The sequence below is a fragment of the Williamsia sp. M5A3_1d genome, from assembly GCF_053345315.1.
The window spans coordinates 890,523-904,619 of sequence record NZ_JBKEZX010000003.1; the positions used below are offsets into that span (position 1 = coordinate 890,523).

Genomic DNA, 14,097 nt, shown 5'->3' on the forward strand with positions numbered 1-14,097 from the left:
CGGGCAGAAGGTCGGGGCGAGGTTGCGCGCCCTCGGTCGAAACCCTACCCGTAGCCCACGCTCGCGCGGGGGCGGTGTCGACGACTCGTCGGGGCGTGTCAGCCCAGCGCCGCGATGTCCTCGATGACGCCGATGATCGTGCGCACGGGCACGCCGGTTCCGCCCTTCGGGGTGTACCCCCACGGACCCCCGGTGTTGAAGGCCGGCCCCGCGACGTCGATGTGGGCCCACTGCACCCCGTCGGCCACGAACTCGCGCAGGAAGATCCCCGCCGACAACATGCCGCCCCACCGGTGGTTCGTGACGTTGGCCAGGTCCGCCACACGCGACTTCAGGTCGGCGGCCAGCTCCTCCGGGAACGGCATCGCCCACCCGTTCTCACCGATGCGACGCGAGATCGCGGCGACCCGGTCGCGGAAGTCGTCGGTCCCCATCACGCCGGGCGTGCGCGTCCCCAGCGCGACCATCTGGGCGCCGGTGAGGGTCGCGGTGTCGATGAGGTAGTCCGGCTCGTCGGCGCAGGCGCGCACGATCGCGTCGGCCAGGATGAGGCGTCCCTCGGCGTCGGTGTTGATGACCTCGACGGTGGTGCCGCCGTACTGGGTCAGCACGTCGCCGGGTCGCTGCGCCGTCGACGACGGCATGTTCTCGGCCATCGGCACGGTCGCGGTGACGTCGACCCCCACACCGAGTCGGGCCGCGAGGACCACGGTCGCCACGACCGCCGCCGCGCCACCCATGTCCGACGTCATGTTCTCCATACCGGCGGCGGGCTTGATCGAGATGCCGCCGGTGTCGAAGGTGACGCCCTTGCCGACGAGAGCGACCTTCTTCGCATCGGATACGCCGCTGCGGTAGGCGAGTCGCACGAGACGTGGCAGGCGCGAACTGCCCTTGCCCACACCGACGATGCCGCCGTACCCCTGCTCGATCAGGGCGGTGTCGTCGAGGACCTCGACCTCGAGTCCGGCCGATTCGCCGAGCGTGCGGGCGCGGTTCGCGAACTCCTCGGGGTAGAGGTGGCTCGGCGGGGTGTTGACGAAGTCGCGGGCCACGGCGACCGCGGTCGCGACGGATCGCGCGCGGTCCAGTTCGGCGGCGGCATCACGTGTCCCGGCTCCGGGCAGCAACGACACCGCGGCGACGGGGCCCTTCGTCGAGCGGGTCTTGTCCGAGCGGAACTCCTCGAACCGGTAGGCGCCGAGGAAGAACCCCTCGGCGGCCGCACCGAGGTCGACCGTCGACAGGGTTGTCAGCGCCCGCTCGACGCCGGTGAGTGTGCGTGCGGCGACACCCGCGGCCCGGCGCACGGTGTCGGGGTCGTCGAGCGCCGATCGTGCGCCCATACCGACGGCAAGGATGCTGTCCGCGCCGATCGATGCGGGCGCCACGATCCGGCTGACCTCGCCCGCCCCGGCCGAGGCACCGACGGCGGCCAGGGACGCCGAGATCTCGGCGAGCTGTGCGTCGTCGAGAAGGCCGTCACCGACGACGGGCACCGGTGTCGCGTCACCGCCGGTGCCTTCTGAACCGCCGGGGCCGTTCACGAGCCCGATGACGAGGACGTCGGCGGTGTCGCCGATCGAGCTCGCGATGGCCAGATCGGGTCCGAGCTGTCGGTCCGGTGCGCTGCTCATACGGGCATCTCTTTCGTCGCGGTCGTGGTGTTCAGGGGCATCGGCAACGAGCCTAATGGGCGTGCATCACCGCAGCGGCGACGGCCGTGTACGCGGGCAGATAGGTTGTCTGCCATGAGTGACGCACCCCTGAACGGACCGATCCACGCCGTCCACGAGCGGATCGGCGCCGCGTTCGCCGAGTTCGGCGGATGGCTCATGCCGGTGTCGTATTCCGGCACGGTGGCCGAGCACGCCGCGGTGCGCGAGGTGGTCGGCGTGTTCGACGTGAGCCACCTCGGCAAGGCGTCGGTGACGGGCCCTGGTGCCGCCGAGTTCGTGAACCGTTGTCTCACCAACGATCTCAGGAAGATCGAGCCGGGACGGGCGCAGTACACCCTGTGCACCGACGAGTCCGGCGGCGTGATCGACGACCTCATCGCCTACTGGGTGTCCGATGACGAGGTGTTCCTCGTCCCCAACGCGGCGAACACCGCGGCCGTGGTCGCCGCCCTCGCGGCGGCCGCACCTGCCGGCATCGAGGTCCGTGACCTCCACCGTGAGTACGGCGTCCTCGCCGTGCAGGGACCGCGTTCGGCAGAGGTCCTGACCGCGATCGGACTGCCCACCGACATGGGATACATGTCCTACGTCGACGCCGAACTGCCGATCGCCGGACGCACGCGCACGATCCGGGTGTGTCGCACCGGATACACCGGTGAGCGCGGATTCGAACTCCTGCCGGCGTGGGACGACACCGCCGAGGTGTTCGAGGTGGTCCTCGCTGCGGTGACCGAGGCGGGCGGGCTGCCCGCGGGTCTCGGCGCCCGCGACACCCTGCGCACCGAGATGGGTTACCCGCTGCACGGCCATGAATTGTCGCTCGACATCAGTCCGCTGCAGGCGCGCTGCGGCTGGGCCATCGGGTGGAAGAAGGACGAGTTCTTCGGCCGCGCGGCACTTCTCGCCGAGAAGGAGGCCGGTCCGACGCGACGCCTGCGCGGTCTGAAGGCGATCGGTCGCGGAGTGCCGCGCGCGGACTGCGTGGTCAAGGACGCCACGGGGACGGCCGTCGGCCTGTGCACCTCGGGCACGTTCTCGCCGACGTTGAAGCAGGGCATCGCGCTCGCTCTGATCGACACCGCTCCCGGTGTCGCCGACGGCGACCGCGTGGTCGTCGACGTGCGGGGTCGGGACCTCGAATGCGAGGTCGTCGCACCGCCGTTCGTCGAGACCAGCACCGACTGAGTCGTCCGGTACACCAGCGCGGGCGACGCCCCCTAGCGGGCGCGGACGACGCGACGGTCGCCGAGGCGTCACACGCTACGATTGCCCGATGACCATGGAGTTCACCCGCACCGAGCACCCGCATCCGGTGTCGGAGGCACGCCGTGCCGAGATCCTGGCGGCGCCCGGCTTCGGCAACTACTTCACCGACAACATGGTGAGCGTCGACTTCGACTCCGACCGTGGCTGGCATTCGGCGCAGGTGGTGCCCTACGGACCCATCGCCCTCGACCCGTCGGCGATGGTCCTGCACTACGCGCAGGAGATCTTCGAGGGACTGAAGGCCTACCGGCAGCCCGACGGGTCGATCGCCTCGTTCCGCCCGGACGCCAACGCGCGTCGGCTCAACTCGTCGGCACGGCGTCTGGCCATGCCCGAGCTGCCCGAGGAGGACTTCATCGCCTCGCTGCGTGCGCTGCTCGATGCCGACAACGCCTGGGTTCCGGCGGCCGGCGGCGAGGACTCGCTCTACATCCGCCCGTTCATGTTCGCCACCGAGGCCGCGCTCGGTGTCCGCCCGTCGAAGACGTACCGCTTCGTCGTGATCGCCTCACCGGCCGGCGCCTACTTCGCCCAGGGCGTCAAACCGGTCAGCGTCTGGCTGTCGTCGGAGTACGTGCGCGCCGCGCCGGGCGGTATCGGTGACGCCAAGACCGGCGGCAACTACGCCGCATCGCTGCTCGCGCAGGCGCAGGCCGCCGAGCACGGGTGCGAGCAGGTGGTGTGGCTCGATGCGATCGAACGTCGCTTCATCGAGGAGATGGGCGGGATGAACCTGTTCTTCGTCTTCGGATCGGGTGCCGATGCACGTCTGGTGACCCCGGAGTTGTCGGGCTCGCTGCTGCCGGGTGTCACCCGGGACTCGCTCCTGTCGCTGTCGGTCGACGCGGGCATCTCGGTCGAGGAGCGCAAGGTCAGCAGCGAGGAGCTGCGCAAGGGTGTGGCGTCGGGTGACATCACCGAGGTCTTCGCCTGCGGGACCGCCGCGGTGATCACGCCCGTCGGACGCGTCAAGAGCGACACCGACGACTACCGCATCGGCGACGGCGGACCCGGCGAGGTCACCACCGCGCTGCGCGACACCCTCACCGGTATCCAGCGCGGCACGTTCGCCGACACCCACGGCTGGATGACCGAACTCCACCGCGGCTGACCGGTCTCGCCGGTCGAATCTCCCGGAGTGGTCAGAGCAGGACCGCGACGAGGGCCACGGTGGTGCCGAGTTCGATCCCGGCGCCGAGCACGTCGCCGCTGATGCCGCCGAGCCTGCGGGCGCAGTGCGCCGACAGGAACCAGGCCGCGAGGCCGATCACGACCACCGTGGCGACCCCGCGCCACCAGGTGTCGATGTCGACCGCCACCGCGCACGCCACGGCGAGTGCCGACCACACGACGATCGACCACCGCTGACCGCCGGCGACCAGTTCACCGAAACCCCCTGTCGCAGCGGGTAGTCCGCGGCGACATGCGATGGGGACGGTGAGTCGACCCAGCGCGATGGCGGCGACGATCGCGTACCAGTGGTGACCGTCGGCCAGCGCGCCGAGGGCTCCGGCCTGCACCAGCAGCACCACGACGAGCGCGGCAGCACCGAACGGACCAACGCCGCCGCTGCGCATCACCTCTCGCGCGCGTTCCGGCGGGCCGTAACACCCGAGACCGTCGACGGTGTCGGCCAATCCGTCGATGTGCATACCGCGCGTGAGCAATCCGAGGACACCGACGACGAGCGCGCCGACCACGATCGAGGGGAGCGCCGTCACCGACAACACAGCGGCGAGGCCCGCCGCGACACCCCCGAGACCGATACCGATCACCGGACTCGCCGCGATGGCGCCGGCGCCGGCCGCACGGTCGATCTCGGTGCGCGGCTGCGGGACCGGGACCACGGTCAGCCACGACACTGCCAGCCACGTCGAGCGCAGCGGACCGGTGGTCGTCACCGTCCGCCGGACGACGCCGCCTCGGGCGACCGCTCGCTCACCCCGGAGTCGCCGAACGTGGCCATCGAGGCGAGCGTGGCGACCGCGGCCTGCACGATCGGCACCGCGGTCAGCGCGCCGCTGCCCTCGCCCAGACGCATGGAGAACTCGAGCACCGGTTCAAGTGCGAGGTGTCGTAGCGCGATCGAATGCGCGGGTTCGGCCGACCGGTGACCGGCGATCCACCACTGCGCCGCACCGGGTGCGAGATCCTCGGCGACGAGTGCGGCCGCGGTGACCACCAGGCCGTCGAGGACGACGGGTGTGCGACGTTGGGCGGCCTGGGCGAGGAATCCCGCCATGGCCGTGAGATCGGCCCCGGCCACCGCCGCCAGCAGTGCGATGGGGGAGCGCGACACCGCGCGGGCCCGCCGCATCCCGTCGCGGATGGCGGCGGTCTTGCGGATCCAGCCGGCGTCGTCGATGCCGGTCCCGCGGCCCACCACGACCACCGGTTCGGTGTCGGTGATGGTGCCCACGAGGACCGCGGCCGGTGTGGTGTTGCCGATGCCGAGGTCGCCGGCGATCAGCAGGTCGGCGCCGGAGTCGATGAGCTCGTCGGCGATCGCCCGACCGTTGGCGAGGGCGGCATTGGTCTCCGCGGCGCTGAGGGTGTCGGTGGTGCGCAGGTCGCCGCAGCCGCGCCGGATCTTGAACCGCTGTACCGACTGGTCGGTGTCGGCATCGACACCGATGTCCTCCACGCGGACGGCCACCCCGGCCTGACGGGCCAGCACGTTCACCGCGGCGCCGCCGGTGAGGATGTTGGCGACCATCTGGCCGGTCACCTCGGGTGGATACGCCGACACCCCGGCTTTGGCGACACCGTGGTCGCCGGCGAACACCACGACGGTCGGTCGGTCGAACGGCGCAGGCGGACACACGCCCTGGCAGGCCGACGCCCAGATCGAGATCTCCTCGAGCCGCCCGAGCGAACCGGCCGGTTTGGTGAGGATCATGTGTCGACCGCGGGCCTCGTCGCCGATGGTGTGGTCCGGTGACGGCACGATGTCGAACTCGTCGGCGGCATCGTGGTGGGCGCCGATCGTGTTCGGCCCGGCGTCGGTCGACTGCGACGACGTGGCCGCGGTGGGTGCCGGGGTCGTCGTCGCGACAGGCGCGGCCGCCGCTGCTGTGGACTCCATCGGGGCGGACTCGACGGGGGCGAACTCGACGGGGGTGGACTCTATGGGTGCGGACCGGACCGGCATCTCGCGTGCCGGTGCGTCGGCGACGACCGACACGGTCTCGGGATCGTCGAGTTCGATGACCCGTCCGGCGACCAGCAGGACCACGCGGTCGCACACCGCCGCGACAGCCGCGTTGACCGCACCCAGTTCGTCCTGGAAACGGCGTCCGGCCGGTGTCGGTGCCACCAGCGACAGCCCGACCTCGGGACTGACCAGCACGACGTCGCCGGTGGTCGTGGCGAGTGCGGAACACAGTTCGGAGGTGCGATCGGACAGGTCGACCGACGGGTCGTCCCATCCGCCGATCTCGTCGAGATAGGTCGTGACCCAACTGCCGAGATCGTCGACGAGGGTGGGCGTCGCCGGGTCCGAGCGCAGTGCACCGGCGACGTCGGCGGATTCCACGGTCGTCCATGTCGACGGACGGCGATCCCGATGGGCGTCGATGCGCGCCGCCCAGTCCGGATCGCCGGTCGCGGGGGTGGCCGCGGTGGCGAGGTAGCGGACGGCGTCTGCGTCGGTGGAGATGATCTGTTCGGCGTACGCCGACTTACCCGAGCGGATACCGCCCAGAACCAACGTGCGCACCGACGTCAGACCGCGTCGCCGGGCTTGACCTGGGGACGGGGCGCACGCATGAACCGCATCTGCATCGACCGGCTGAACGAGTACCACCCGAGCTTGAAGCCGCCGTCGGGGGTGTCCGGGAACCGTTCGCGCACGCGGTTGTTGACGATGCGGCCGAGGATGACGCCGTCGACGGCGAGGAACAACGCGAAGATCAGCATGATCAGCGTCGCGTACACCGCGATGGCGGGCAGGAACATGACGACGATGAGCAGGATCGCGAACGGCATGAACAGTCCCGCGAAGTTACGACGTGAGTCGACGACGTCGCGTGCGTACTTGCGGACCGGGCCCTTGTCGCGCGGCATGAGGTACTTCTCGTCGCCGTCCATCATCCGCTGACGCTGCTCGGCGCGAGCGGTGCGCCGGGTGTCCGATTGCGCCTTCTTCTCCGCGCGGCTCAGCTTCTGACCACCGACCGCCTTCTTGCGGGCGCGCGCCTCGGCGCGCGTCAACGGGGCCGGGGCGACAGGCCCGCGGCGCCGACCTTCAGCCTCACGTCGGCTCGGCGTCGGGCGCCCCTTGCCCGCGGTCCGCTTGGGCGTCGTGGCGGATTTCGTCGCGGTGGTCGCACGGTCCGCCCCGTTGCCGTCGGCCCCGCTTCCGGTGCCGTCGGTCTCGCGTCCGTCGCCGTTGCCGGCGTCTTCCTTGCTCCAGGGCAGCTTCACCCCGTCAGGATATTTGATCGCGGCGCCGGCGCCGCCATCCGGTGAGAACTGACCGTCCGCGACCGGGGCGTGTCCGCTCGGACTGCCGAGCGGATGCGGCGTTCCTATACTTCGGCCATGCGGGCCCTGATCTCTCCGGATTCGTTCGGCGACACCCTCACGGCGGTCGCCGCCGCCGACGCGATCGCCGCCGGTTGGGTGCTCGGTCGGCCAGACGACGACGTGGTCCGCGCGCCGCTGTCCGATGGCGGTCCGGGCTTCGTCGACGTGCTCGCCGCCCGGTTCGGTGAGGTGATCACCACCACGGTGCGCGGTCCGCTCGGGGATCCGGTCGACGCCCGGTGGCTGCTCCACGACCTCGACGGGCAGCGCACGGCCTACATCGAGTGCGCCCAGGCCTGTGGGCTGCATCAGGTGGGGCGCCCGACCCCCGACACCGCGTGGGCGGCCACGACCCACGGGGTCGGGGAACTCGTCCTCGCCGCACTGGCCAGGAGTGCGACGACCGTCGTGATCGGGCTCGGTGGCAGTTCCACCACCGATGGCGGCGTCGGGATGCTCGAGGCGCTGGCCACCGCGGCCGGGTCGACCGCCACCGACCTCGCGGCCGCCGCGGACCTCGTCGCCCCTCTCGACCTGATCGTCGCGTCCGACGTGGAGAACCCGCTTCTCGGGGAATCGGGCGCGTCACACGTCTTCGGACCCCAGAAGGGTGCCGACCCGGACACCGTCGCCCGCCTCGAGACCCGGATGGTGACGGTGAGCGACGATCTGACCGCATTCGCCGGGCGCGCGGTGTCCGACGAGGCGGGCGCCGGGGCGGCCGGTGGGTTGGGCGCGGCCATGCTGGCCCTCGGCGGCCGTCGCGTGTCGGGGGCAGCGGTCATCGCCGAGGTGATCGGCTTCGCAGACCTGATCGCCGACACCGACGTACTCATCACCGGTGAGGGCAGGTTCGACACCCAGACACTGCGCGGCAAGGTCGTCGCGGCGGTGGCGACCGCCGCGAGGGAGCACGGGGTGCCGGTGATCGTGGTGGCCGGACAGGTCACGTTGGCACGGTCGGCGATCGCCGATGCGGGGATCGCCGCGGCGCACGCGATCACCGACATCGCCGACTCGACCGAACACGCGATGAGCGAGGCGGGACCGCTGCTCGAACGACTCGTCGCCGACATCGCGAGCAGATGGACGACACCCCGCACCGCCCCCGGCGGACCGTCGGAATAGCGGTGGCAGGGGTACCGTTGACGTCGAGGAGTACAGCGACACCTGCGCGACCATCGGTGCGCGGCGGCGAACCAGCCGCCATCAGCACCGATCCGACGACAACGTGCGTTCGTACACTGTCTGCACACCCGAGGAGACCGCTATGACTGTCGACAACCAGGCCACCGCCGACACCGCCATCACCACCGGCGTCCGGCTGACCGACGCCGCCGCGAGCAAGGCCAAGGCACTGCTCGACCAGGAGGGTCGCGACGACCTGTCCCTGCGCATCGCCGTCCAGCCCGGCGGATGTGCGGGCCTGCGTTACCAGCTGTTCTTCGACGATCGCAGCCTCGATGGCGACGAGATCTCCGACTTCGGCGGCGTCAAGCTGGCCGTCGACCGTATGAGCTCGCCGTACGTCCAGGGCGCGTCCATCGACTTCGTCGACACCATCGAGAAGCAGGGCTTCACCATCGACAACCCGAACGCGACCGGCAGCTGCGCCTGCGGCGACTCGTTCAACTGAGGCGACGGCGGTGTGATCACCGCCACCACGACCGGCTCACGACTGTGGCCCGCACCGACTCCGGTGCGGGCCACAGCTGTGTGTGGCGCGCGCTGTAGCGTTGTCCCCGGGTTCGGCCACGAACCCCGGGGGCGTCGTGCGTGCTCGGGGGTGTGCCGATAAACGCAGACGAAAGGGTTTGACTGCCGTGGCCATCGCCATTTGCGGGTCGATCGCGACCGATCACCTGATGCGGTTCAAGGGAAAGTTCTCCGAGCAGCTCCTCGCCGAACACCTGCATCACATCTCACTGAGCTTCCTGGTCGAGGAACTGGTCATCCGCCGCGGCGGTGTGGCCGGCAACATCTCCTACGGCATGGGTGTCCTCGGTGCCTCCCCGCTGCTCGTGGGTGCGGTCGGGAGCGACTTCGACGAGTACCGGTCGTGGCTCGAGGGCAAGGGCGTCGACTGCAGCGGTGTCCGGGTGTCACGCAACGCCCACACGGCGCGCTTCATGTGCACCACCGATGACGACATGGCGCAGCTGGCCAGCTTCTATGTCGGTGCCATGGCCGAGGCCCGGCAGATCTCGTTGTCGGACCTGTCCGACGAGGTCGGCAAGCCCGAACTCGTCCTGATCGGTGCCGACGATCCCGAGGCCATGGTCCGCCACAGTCAGGCCTGCCGCGACCTGGAGATCCCGTTCGCCGCCGACCCGTCGCAGCAGCTCGCCCTGCTCGACGGTGAGCAGATCCGCAAGCTCATCGCCGGCGCGACCTACCTGTTCACCAACGAGTACGAGTGGGGCCTGCTGCAGAAGAAGGCCGACCTGACGCCTGAGCAGGTAGCCGAGCAGGTGCAGACCCGCATCACCACCCTCGGCAAGGACGGCGCGGAGATCGTCGAACGAGACGGCACCCGCACCCACATCGCGGTCGTCCCCGAGACGAAGAAGGTCGACCCCACCGGTGTCGGCGACGGCTTCCGCGCCGGCTTCCTCGTCGGCAACGCCGCGGGACTCAGCTTCGAGCGGTCGGCGCAGCTCGGCTCGCTCGTCGCCGTGCTGGTCCTCGAGACCGTCGCCCCGCAGGACTGGACCTGGGACCGGGACTCGGCGCTCGCGCGGATCTCCGATGCCTACGGCGAGGACGCCGCCACCGAGATCGGCGCCGTCGTCAGCTGACACGCGCACAGAAGCACCGACAACGGGCCCGGCGAGTGATCGCCGGGCCCGTTGTCCGTCGGTGGGACAGCGTCAGATGGTGACCGGGTACTCGCGGTCGGCGATGGTCGGGGTGATCGACCCCTCGACGAAGATGCCGTGCCAGACCATGAACACCAGGACCGTCCACAACCGCCGGCTGTTGTCGACCGTTCCCGCGCGATGCTCGTCGAGCATGGCCAGCACCGCGGCCTTGTCGAAGATCTGATCGGTCTGCGAGTGCGCGATCGTCTCGCGGGCCCAGTCGTGCAGTTCGGTTCCGGCGAGCCAATGCCGCAGCGGGACCGGGAAACCCAGCTTCTTGCGGTGCAGCACGTGCGCGGGCACGATCTGCTCCAGCGCACGACGCAGGGCGTATTTCGTGGTTCCGTGGGCCAGCTTCTGGTCGGTCGGCAGCCGTTGGGCGACCTCGAAGACCTCCGGATCGAGGAACGGCACACGCAGCTCCAGCGAGTTCGCCATCGTCATCTTGTCGGCCTTGACGAGGATGTCGCCCCGCAGCCAGGTGAACAGGTCGATGTGCTGCATACGCGCCACCGGGTCCCAGCCACGGGTCGTCGCGTAGAGGTCGGCGGTGACGTCGGTGTGGGTCCACTCGGGCCGGTACCCGCGGAGCACCGCGCGCAGGCGCGCGTCGTCGAACGAGCGGGCGTTGCCGTAGTAGCGCTCCTCGAGGGTCATCGACCCGCGGTGGAGCAGGCTCTTGCCGCGGGTGCCCTCGGGGATGCGCTCCGACAGTCGTCCCGCCGCCGATCGCACCCCGCGGGGCAGGCGGTCGAACGGCTTGAGCGACAGGGGTTCCCGGTAGATCGTGTAGCCGCCGAACAGTTCGTCGGCGCCCTCGCCGGACAGCACCACCTTGACGTGTTTGCGGGCCTCCTGGGCGACGAAGTACAAGGGCACCAAGGCCGGGTCGGCGACGGGATCGTCGAGGTACCAGACGATCTCGGGGATCGCCGAGGCGAACTCCGCCGGTCCGACCACCTTCACGATGTGGCGCGCGCCGATCGCCGCCGCCGATTCCGCGGCCACGTCGACCTCGGAGTATCCCTCGCGCTCGAACCCGGTGGTGAACGTGATGAGGTCGGGGTTGTGCCGGATCGCCAGCGCGGCGATCGCGGTGGAGTCGATGCCACCGGAGAGGAACGAGCCGACGGTGACGTCGGCCCGCATGTGCTTGGCGACGGAGTCCGAGAGCACCTCGGCGATCTCGTCGTAGCGACGCTGCTCCCCGCCGGAGGTGAACGGGCGGGTGTCGAACTGCGGGGTGAAGTAGCGCTGGATCCGCGGCGCCGACCCCGGCGTCAGCGTCGCGTGGCATCCGGACTCGAGGCGGGTGATGTCACGGTGCAGGGTCTCGGGCTCGGGGACGTACTGCAGGACGGTGTAGTGCTCGATCGCTCGTGGGTCGAGGTCTCGGCCGCCGCCGACGCTGTCCAGGAGCGCGAGGATGCTCTTCTTCTCGCTGCCGAAGGCGGTGCCGCCCGGCCCGGTCGCCATGAACAACGGCTTGATGCCGAACGGGTCGCGCGCCAGGAACAGCGTGCGGGTCTCGGTGTCCCAGATCGCGAACGCGAACATGCCGCGGAGTCGGGCGACCGCGCCCGGACCCCAGTAGTGGAATGCCGCGACGACGGCCTCGCCGTCACCCTCGGTGTGGAAGACCGCGCCCTCGTCTGCGGCCAGCTGCGCCCGGAGTTCCAGATAGTTGTAGACCTCGCCGTTGAAGGTCAACGCGTAGCGATCCGGCGATTCCGGCGGCCCCCACCGCAGCGGTTGGTGTGAGTGCTCGATGTCGATGAAAGCGAGTCGGTTGAACCCGAGGACGAGATCGTCGTCGCTCCACGTGCCGCCCGGCTCGTCGGGACCCCGGTGTCGCATGCAGTGCAGCGCCGTGGGGAACCCTTCGCGTAGGCGCCGGCCGGAGCCGTCGCTGGTCAGCAAGCCCACCAGGCCACACACGTGAGAACACTCCGATCGAGGTCGGGAATCGGTGCCGTCGGACCAGGGGATCCGGCACCTCGAGGGGCCGGAGGCGAATGGACGACGACCGCTCGGACGCCGTCGAGTATGCCGCACTCGCGGGGCGTGTCCCGTGCCACCAAACCCGATCACGAAAGACGGCGAGACTTGGTCTACGCTGCGTAGTACTGGATGCATCACGCCGCGGACGCTCATCGCGGACCGGCGCAGGACATCCGCGAGATGGTGTTCCACATGCGGGAAGGCGTGACAGTGACACACGGTGGACGACCACGGCTGACGGCGATCGGTGACGGTCGCCGTAGGGCGAAGAGGGTCTATGCGTTGCTCCTGCTGGGAGTGGGCGCACTGCTGATGTCGGGATGCAGCGCCTCGGAGGCGATGCGTTTCGGGTGGCCCGAAGGCGTCACGCCGGAGGCCGAGGACATGCGGCACCTGTGGACGTGGTCGGTGATCGCGGCCCTCGTGATGGGCATCATCGTGTGGGCGCTCACCTTCTGGACGATCTCGTTCCACCGCCGCAAGGGCACCGGCAAACTCAGCGCCGACGAGGAGTTCCCGCGTCAGACGGCCTACAACGTGCCGCTGGAGCTGACCTACACCGCGATCCCGTTCGTGATCATCGCCGTGCTCTTCTACTTCACGATCATCGTGCAGAACAGCGTCGAGGCGAAGAAGTCCGATCCCAAGGTCGTCGTGGACATCACCGCCTTCCAGTGGAACTGGAAGTTCGGCTACCGCACGGTCGAGATGGGCAACGGGCAGAAGTACGAGGGATTCCTGCGCAACGGCAGCCCGTACGAGGAGCAGCTTCCCCGCGAGAACAAGGAGGGCGAAGAGGTCCCGCTGCCCGCCAACGGTCGCGATGACGACATCCGCAACTACCTCAAGTTCGACCGCATCGAGACCGTCGGCACGTCCGACGAGATTCCGGTCCTGGTGCTCCCGGTCGGCGAGCGCATCGAGTTCGAGCAGGCCTCGGCCGATGTCATCCACTCGTTCTGGGTTCCCGAGTTCCTGTTCAAGCGTGACGTCATGCCGTTCCCGAAGCAGAACCACACCGACAACCGCTGGCAGGTCAGCTCCATCGACCGTCCGGGAGCGTTCGTCGGCCGTTGTGCGGAGATGTGCGGCACGTACCACTCGATGATGAACTTCGAGGTGCGTGCGGTCAGCAAGGAGAAGTTCGACACCTACATCTCCTACCGCGCGGCGAACCCCACGGCGACCAACGCCCAGGCCCTGCAGAACATCTGTGAGACCCCGGTCTCGATCACCACGCACCCGTTCGACACCCGTCGCAGCACTGACGGGACGACGACGCCGCAGACGAACGGCGATGCGAACAACACATCGATCCCCGGCTGCACGGTAGGAGCTCAGCAGTGAAAATCGAGGCTCGACTCTTCGAGATCCTGACGATCTTCTTCTTCGGCGCAGCGATCCTCTACGGCGTGTGCACCGGCTTCTCGAGCAAGAACGTCGAGTGGGTGGGCATCACCGGCATGGTGATGACCGGCGGACTGACGCTCATCATCGGCACGTACTTCCGGTTCGTGGCCCGTCGTGTCGACATCCGGCCCGAGGACTACGAAGAGGCCGAGATCGAGGACGGCACCGGCGAACTGGGCTTCTTCAGCCCCGGTAGCTGGTGGCCCATCGCGATCGCCCTCGGTGCGGCCCTGCTGGCCGTCGCCATGGCCACGGTGAACTTCTGGCTGGCCGCCACCGCGGTCGTCGCGATCATCATGGCCGTCGGCGGCTTGGTCTTCGAGTACCACGTGGGCGCCGAGAAGCACTGATCG

12 protein-coding genes are annotated in these 14,097 nt (G+C 69.6%); 7 read left to right on the plus strand and 5 right to left on the minus strand.

Annotated elements, in window-relative coordinates; all coding sequences use genetic code 11:
• Positions 1-98: 98 nt before the first annotated feature.
• Positions 99-1,637 carry a leucyl aminopeptidase gene (locus ACLBW1_RS16435; RefSeq protein WP_447812856.1) on the minus strand — a complete coding sequence of 513 codons (1,539 nt, stop codon included), beginning with the start codon at positions 1,635-1,637 and terminating at the stop codon, positions 99-101.
• A gap of 114 nt (positions 1,638-1,751) precedes the next feature.
• Here ACLBW1_RS16435 and gcvT point away from each other — a divergent pair, with 114 nt between their 5' ends.
• Together gcvT and ACLBW1_RS16445 are read left to right on the plus strand one after the other, a co-directional pair.
• Complete coding sequence (gcvT, locus tag ACLBW1_RS16440; RefSeq protein ID WP_447812857.1) at positions 1,752-2,864, plus strand: glycine cleavage system aminomethyltransferase GcvT; 1,113 nt, start codon at positions 1,752-1,754, stop codon at positions 2,862-2,864.
• An 88-nt stretch (positions 2,865-2,952) separates the two neighbouring features.
• Entirely contained in the window at positions 2,953-4,056 is a 1,104-nt protein-coding gene (locus tag ACLBW1_RS16445; RefSeq protein ID WP_447812858.1) for a branched-chain amino acid aminotransferase, read from the plus strand.
• Positions 4,057-4,087: 31 nt separating this feature from the next.
• Here ACLBW1_RS16445 and ACLBW1_RS16450 read toward each other — a convergent pair whose 3' ends face one another.
• The 3 genes from ACLBW1_RS16450 to ACLBW1_RS16460 are packed head-to-tail and all read right to left on the minus strand — an operon-like array spanning position 4,088 to position 7,370.
• Positions 4,088-4,846, minus strand: coding sequence for an adenosylcobinamide-GDP ribazoletransferase (locus ACLBW1_RS16450; RefSeq protein WP_447812859.1), 759 nt, complete (start codon positions 4,844-4,846; stop codon positions 4,088-4,090).
• The gene (gene cobT / locus ACLBW1_RS16455; protein ID WP_447812860.1) at positions 4,843-6,663 is read right to left on the minus strand and encodes a nicotinate-nucleotide--dimethylbenzimidazole phosphoribosyltransferase; all 1,821 of its coding nucleotides are present in this window, start codon (positions 6,661-6,663) and stop codon (positions 4,843-4,845) included. Before cobT ends, ACLBW1_RS16450 begins: the two co-directional genes overlap by 4 nt.
• Positions 6,664-6,668: 5 nt before the next feature.
• Entirely contained in the window at positions 6,669-7,370 is a 702-nt protein-coding gene (locus ACLBW1_RS16460) for a DUF3043 domain-containing protein (RefSeq protein ID WP_447812861.1), read from the minus strand.
• A 117-nt stretch (positions 7,371-7,487) separates the two neighbouring features.
• On the opposite strand from ACLBW1_RS16460, the gene ACLBW1_RS16465 reads away from it, so the two are divergent.
• The 3 genes from ACLBW1_RS16465 to ACLBW1_RS16475 all read left to right on the plus strand — a co-directional run bounded on the left by ACLBW1_RS16465 (position 7,488) and on the right by ACLBW1_RS16475 (position 10,270).
• Positions 7,488-8,600, plus strand: a complete 1,113-nt coding sequence (locus ACLBW1_RS16465) for a glycerate kinase family protein (RefSeq protein WP_447812862.1) — start codon at positions 7,488-7,490, stop codon at positions 8,598-8,600.
• Between the two features lie 142 nt (positions 8,601-8,742).
• On the plus strand, positions 8,743-9,108 hold the full coding sequence (locus ACLBW1_RS16470) for a HesB/IscA family protein (protein WP_447812863.1): 366 nt from the start codon (positions 8,743-8,745) through the stop codon (positions 9,106-9,108).
• Between the two features lie 187 nt (positions 9,109-9,295).
• Positions 9,296-10,270 (plus strand): carbohydrate kinase family protein, encoded by a 975-nt coding sequence (locus ACLBW1_RS16475; RefSeq protein WP_447812864.1) that lies wholly within the window; start codon positions 9,296-9,298, stop codon positions 10,268-10,270.
• Between the two features lie 72 nt (positions 10,271-10,342).
• Here the strand turns inward: ACLBW1_RS16475 and asnB are convergent, their stop codons facing one another.
• Positions 10,343-12,271 carry an asparagine synthase (glutamine-hydrolyzing) gene (gene asnB / locus ACLBW1_RS16480; protein WP_447812865.1) on the minus strand — a complete coding sequence of 643 codons (1,929 nt, stop codon included), beginning with the start codon at positions 12,269-12,271 and terminating at the stop codon, positions 10,343-10,345.
• A 267-nt stretch (positions 12,272-12,538) separates the two neighbouring features.
• Between asnB and ctaC the strand changes: the two genes are divergently transcribed.
• Positions 12,539-13,681 carry an aa3-type cytochrome oxidase subunit II gene (gene ctaC, locus ACLBW1_RS16485; RefSeq protein ID WP_447812866.1) on the plus strand — a complete coding sequence of 381 codons (1,143 nt, stop codon included), beginning with the start codon at positions 12,539-12,541 and terminating at the stop codon, positions 13,679-13,681.
• A complete protein-coding gene (locus ACLBW1_RS16490) occupies positions 13,678-14,094 on the plus strand; it encodes a cytochrome c oxidase subunit 4 (RefSeq protein WP_447812867.1) in 417 nt (138 codons plus the stop codon). The genes ctaC and ACLBW1_RS16490 overlap by 4 nt, the downstream gene beginning before the upstream one ends.
• The last annotated feature ends 3 nt before the right edge of the window (positions 14,095-14,097 follow it).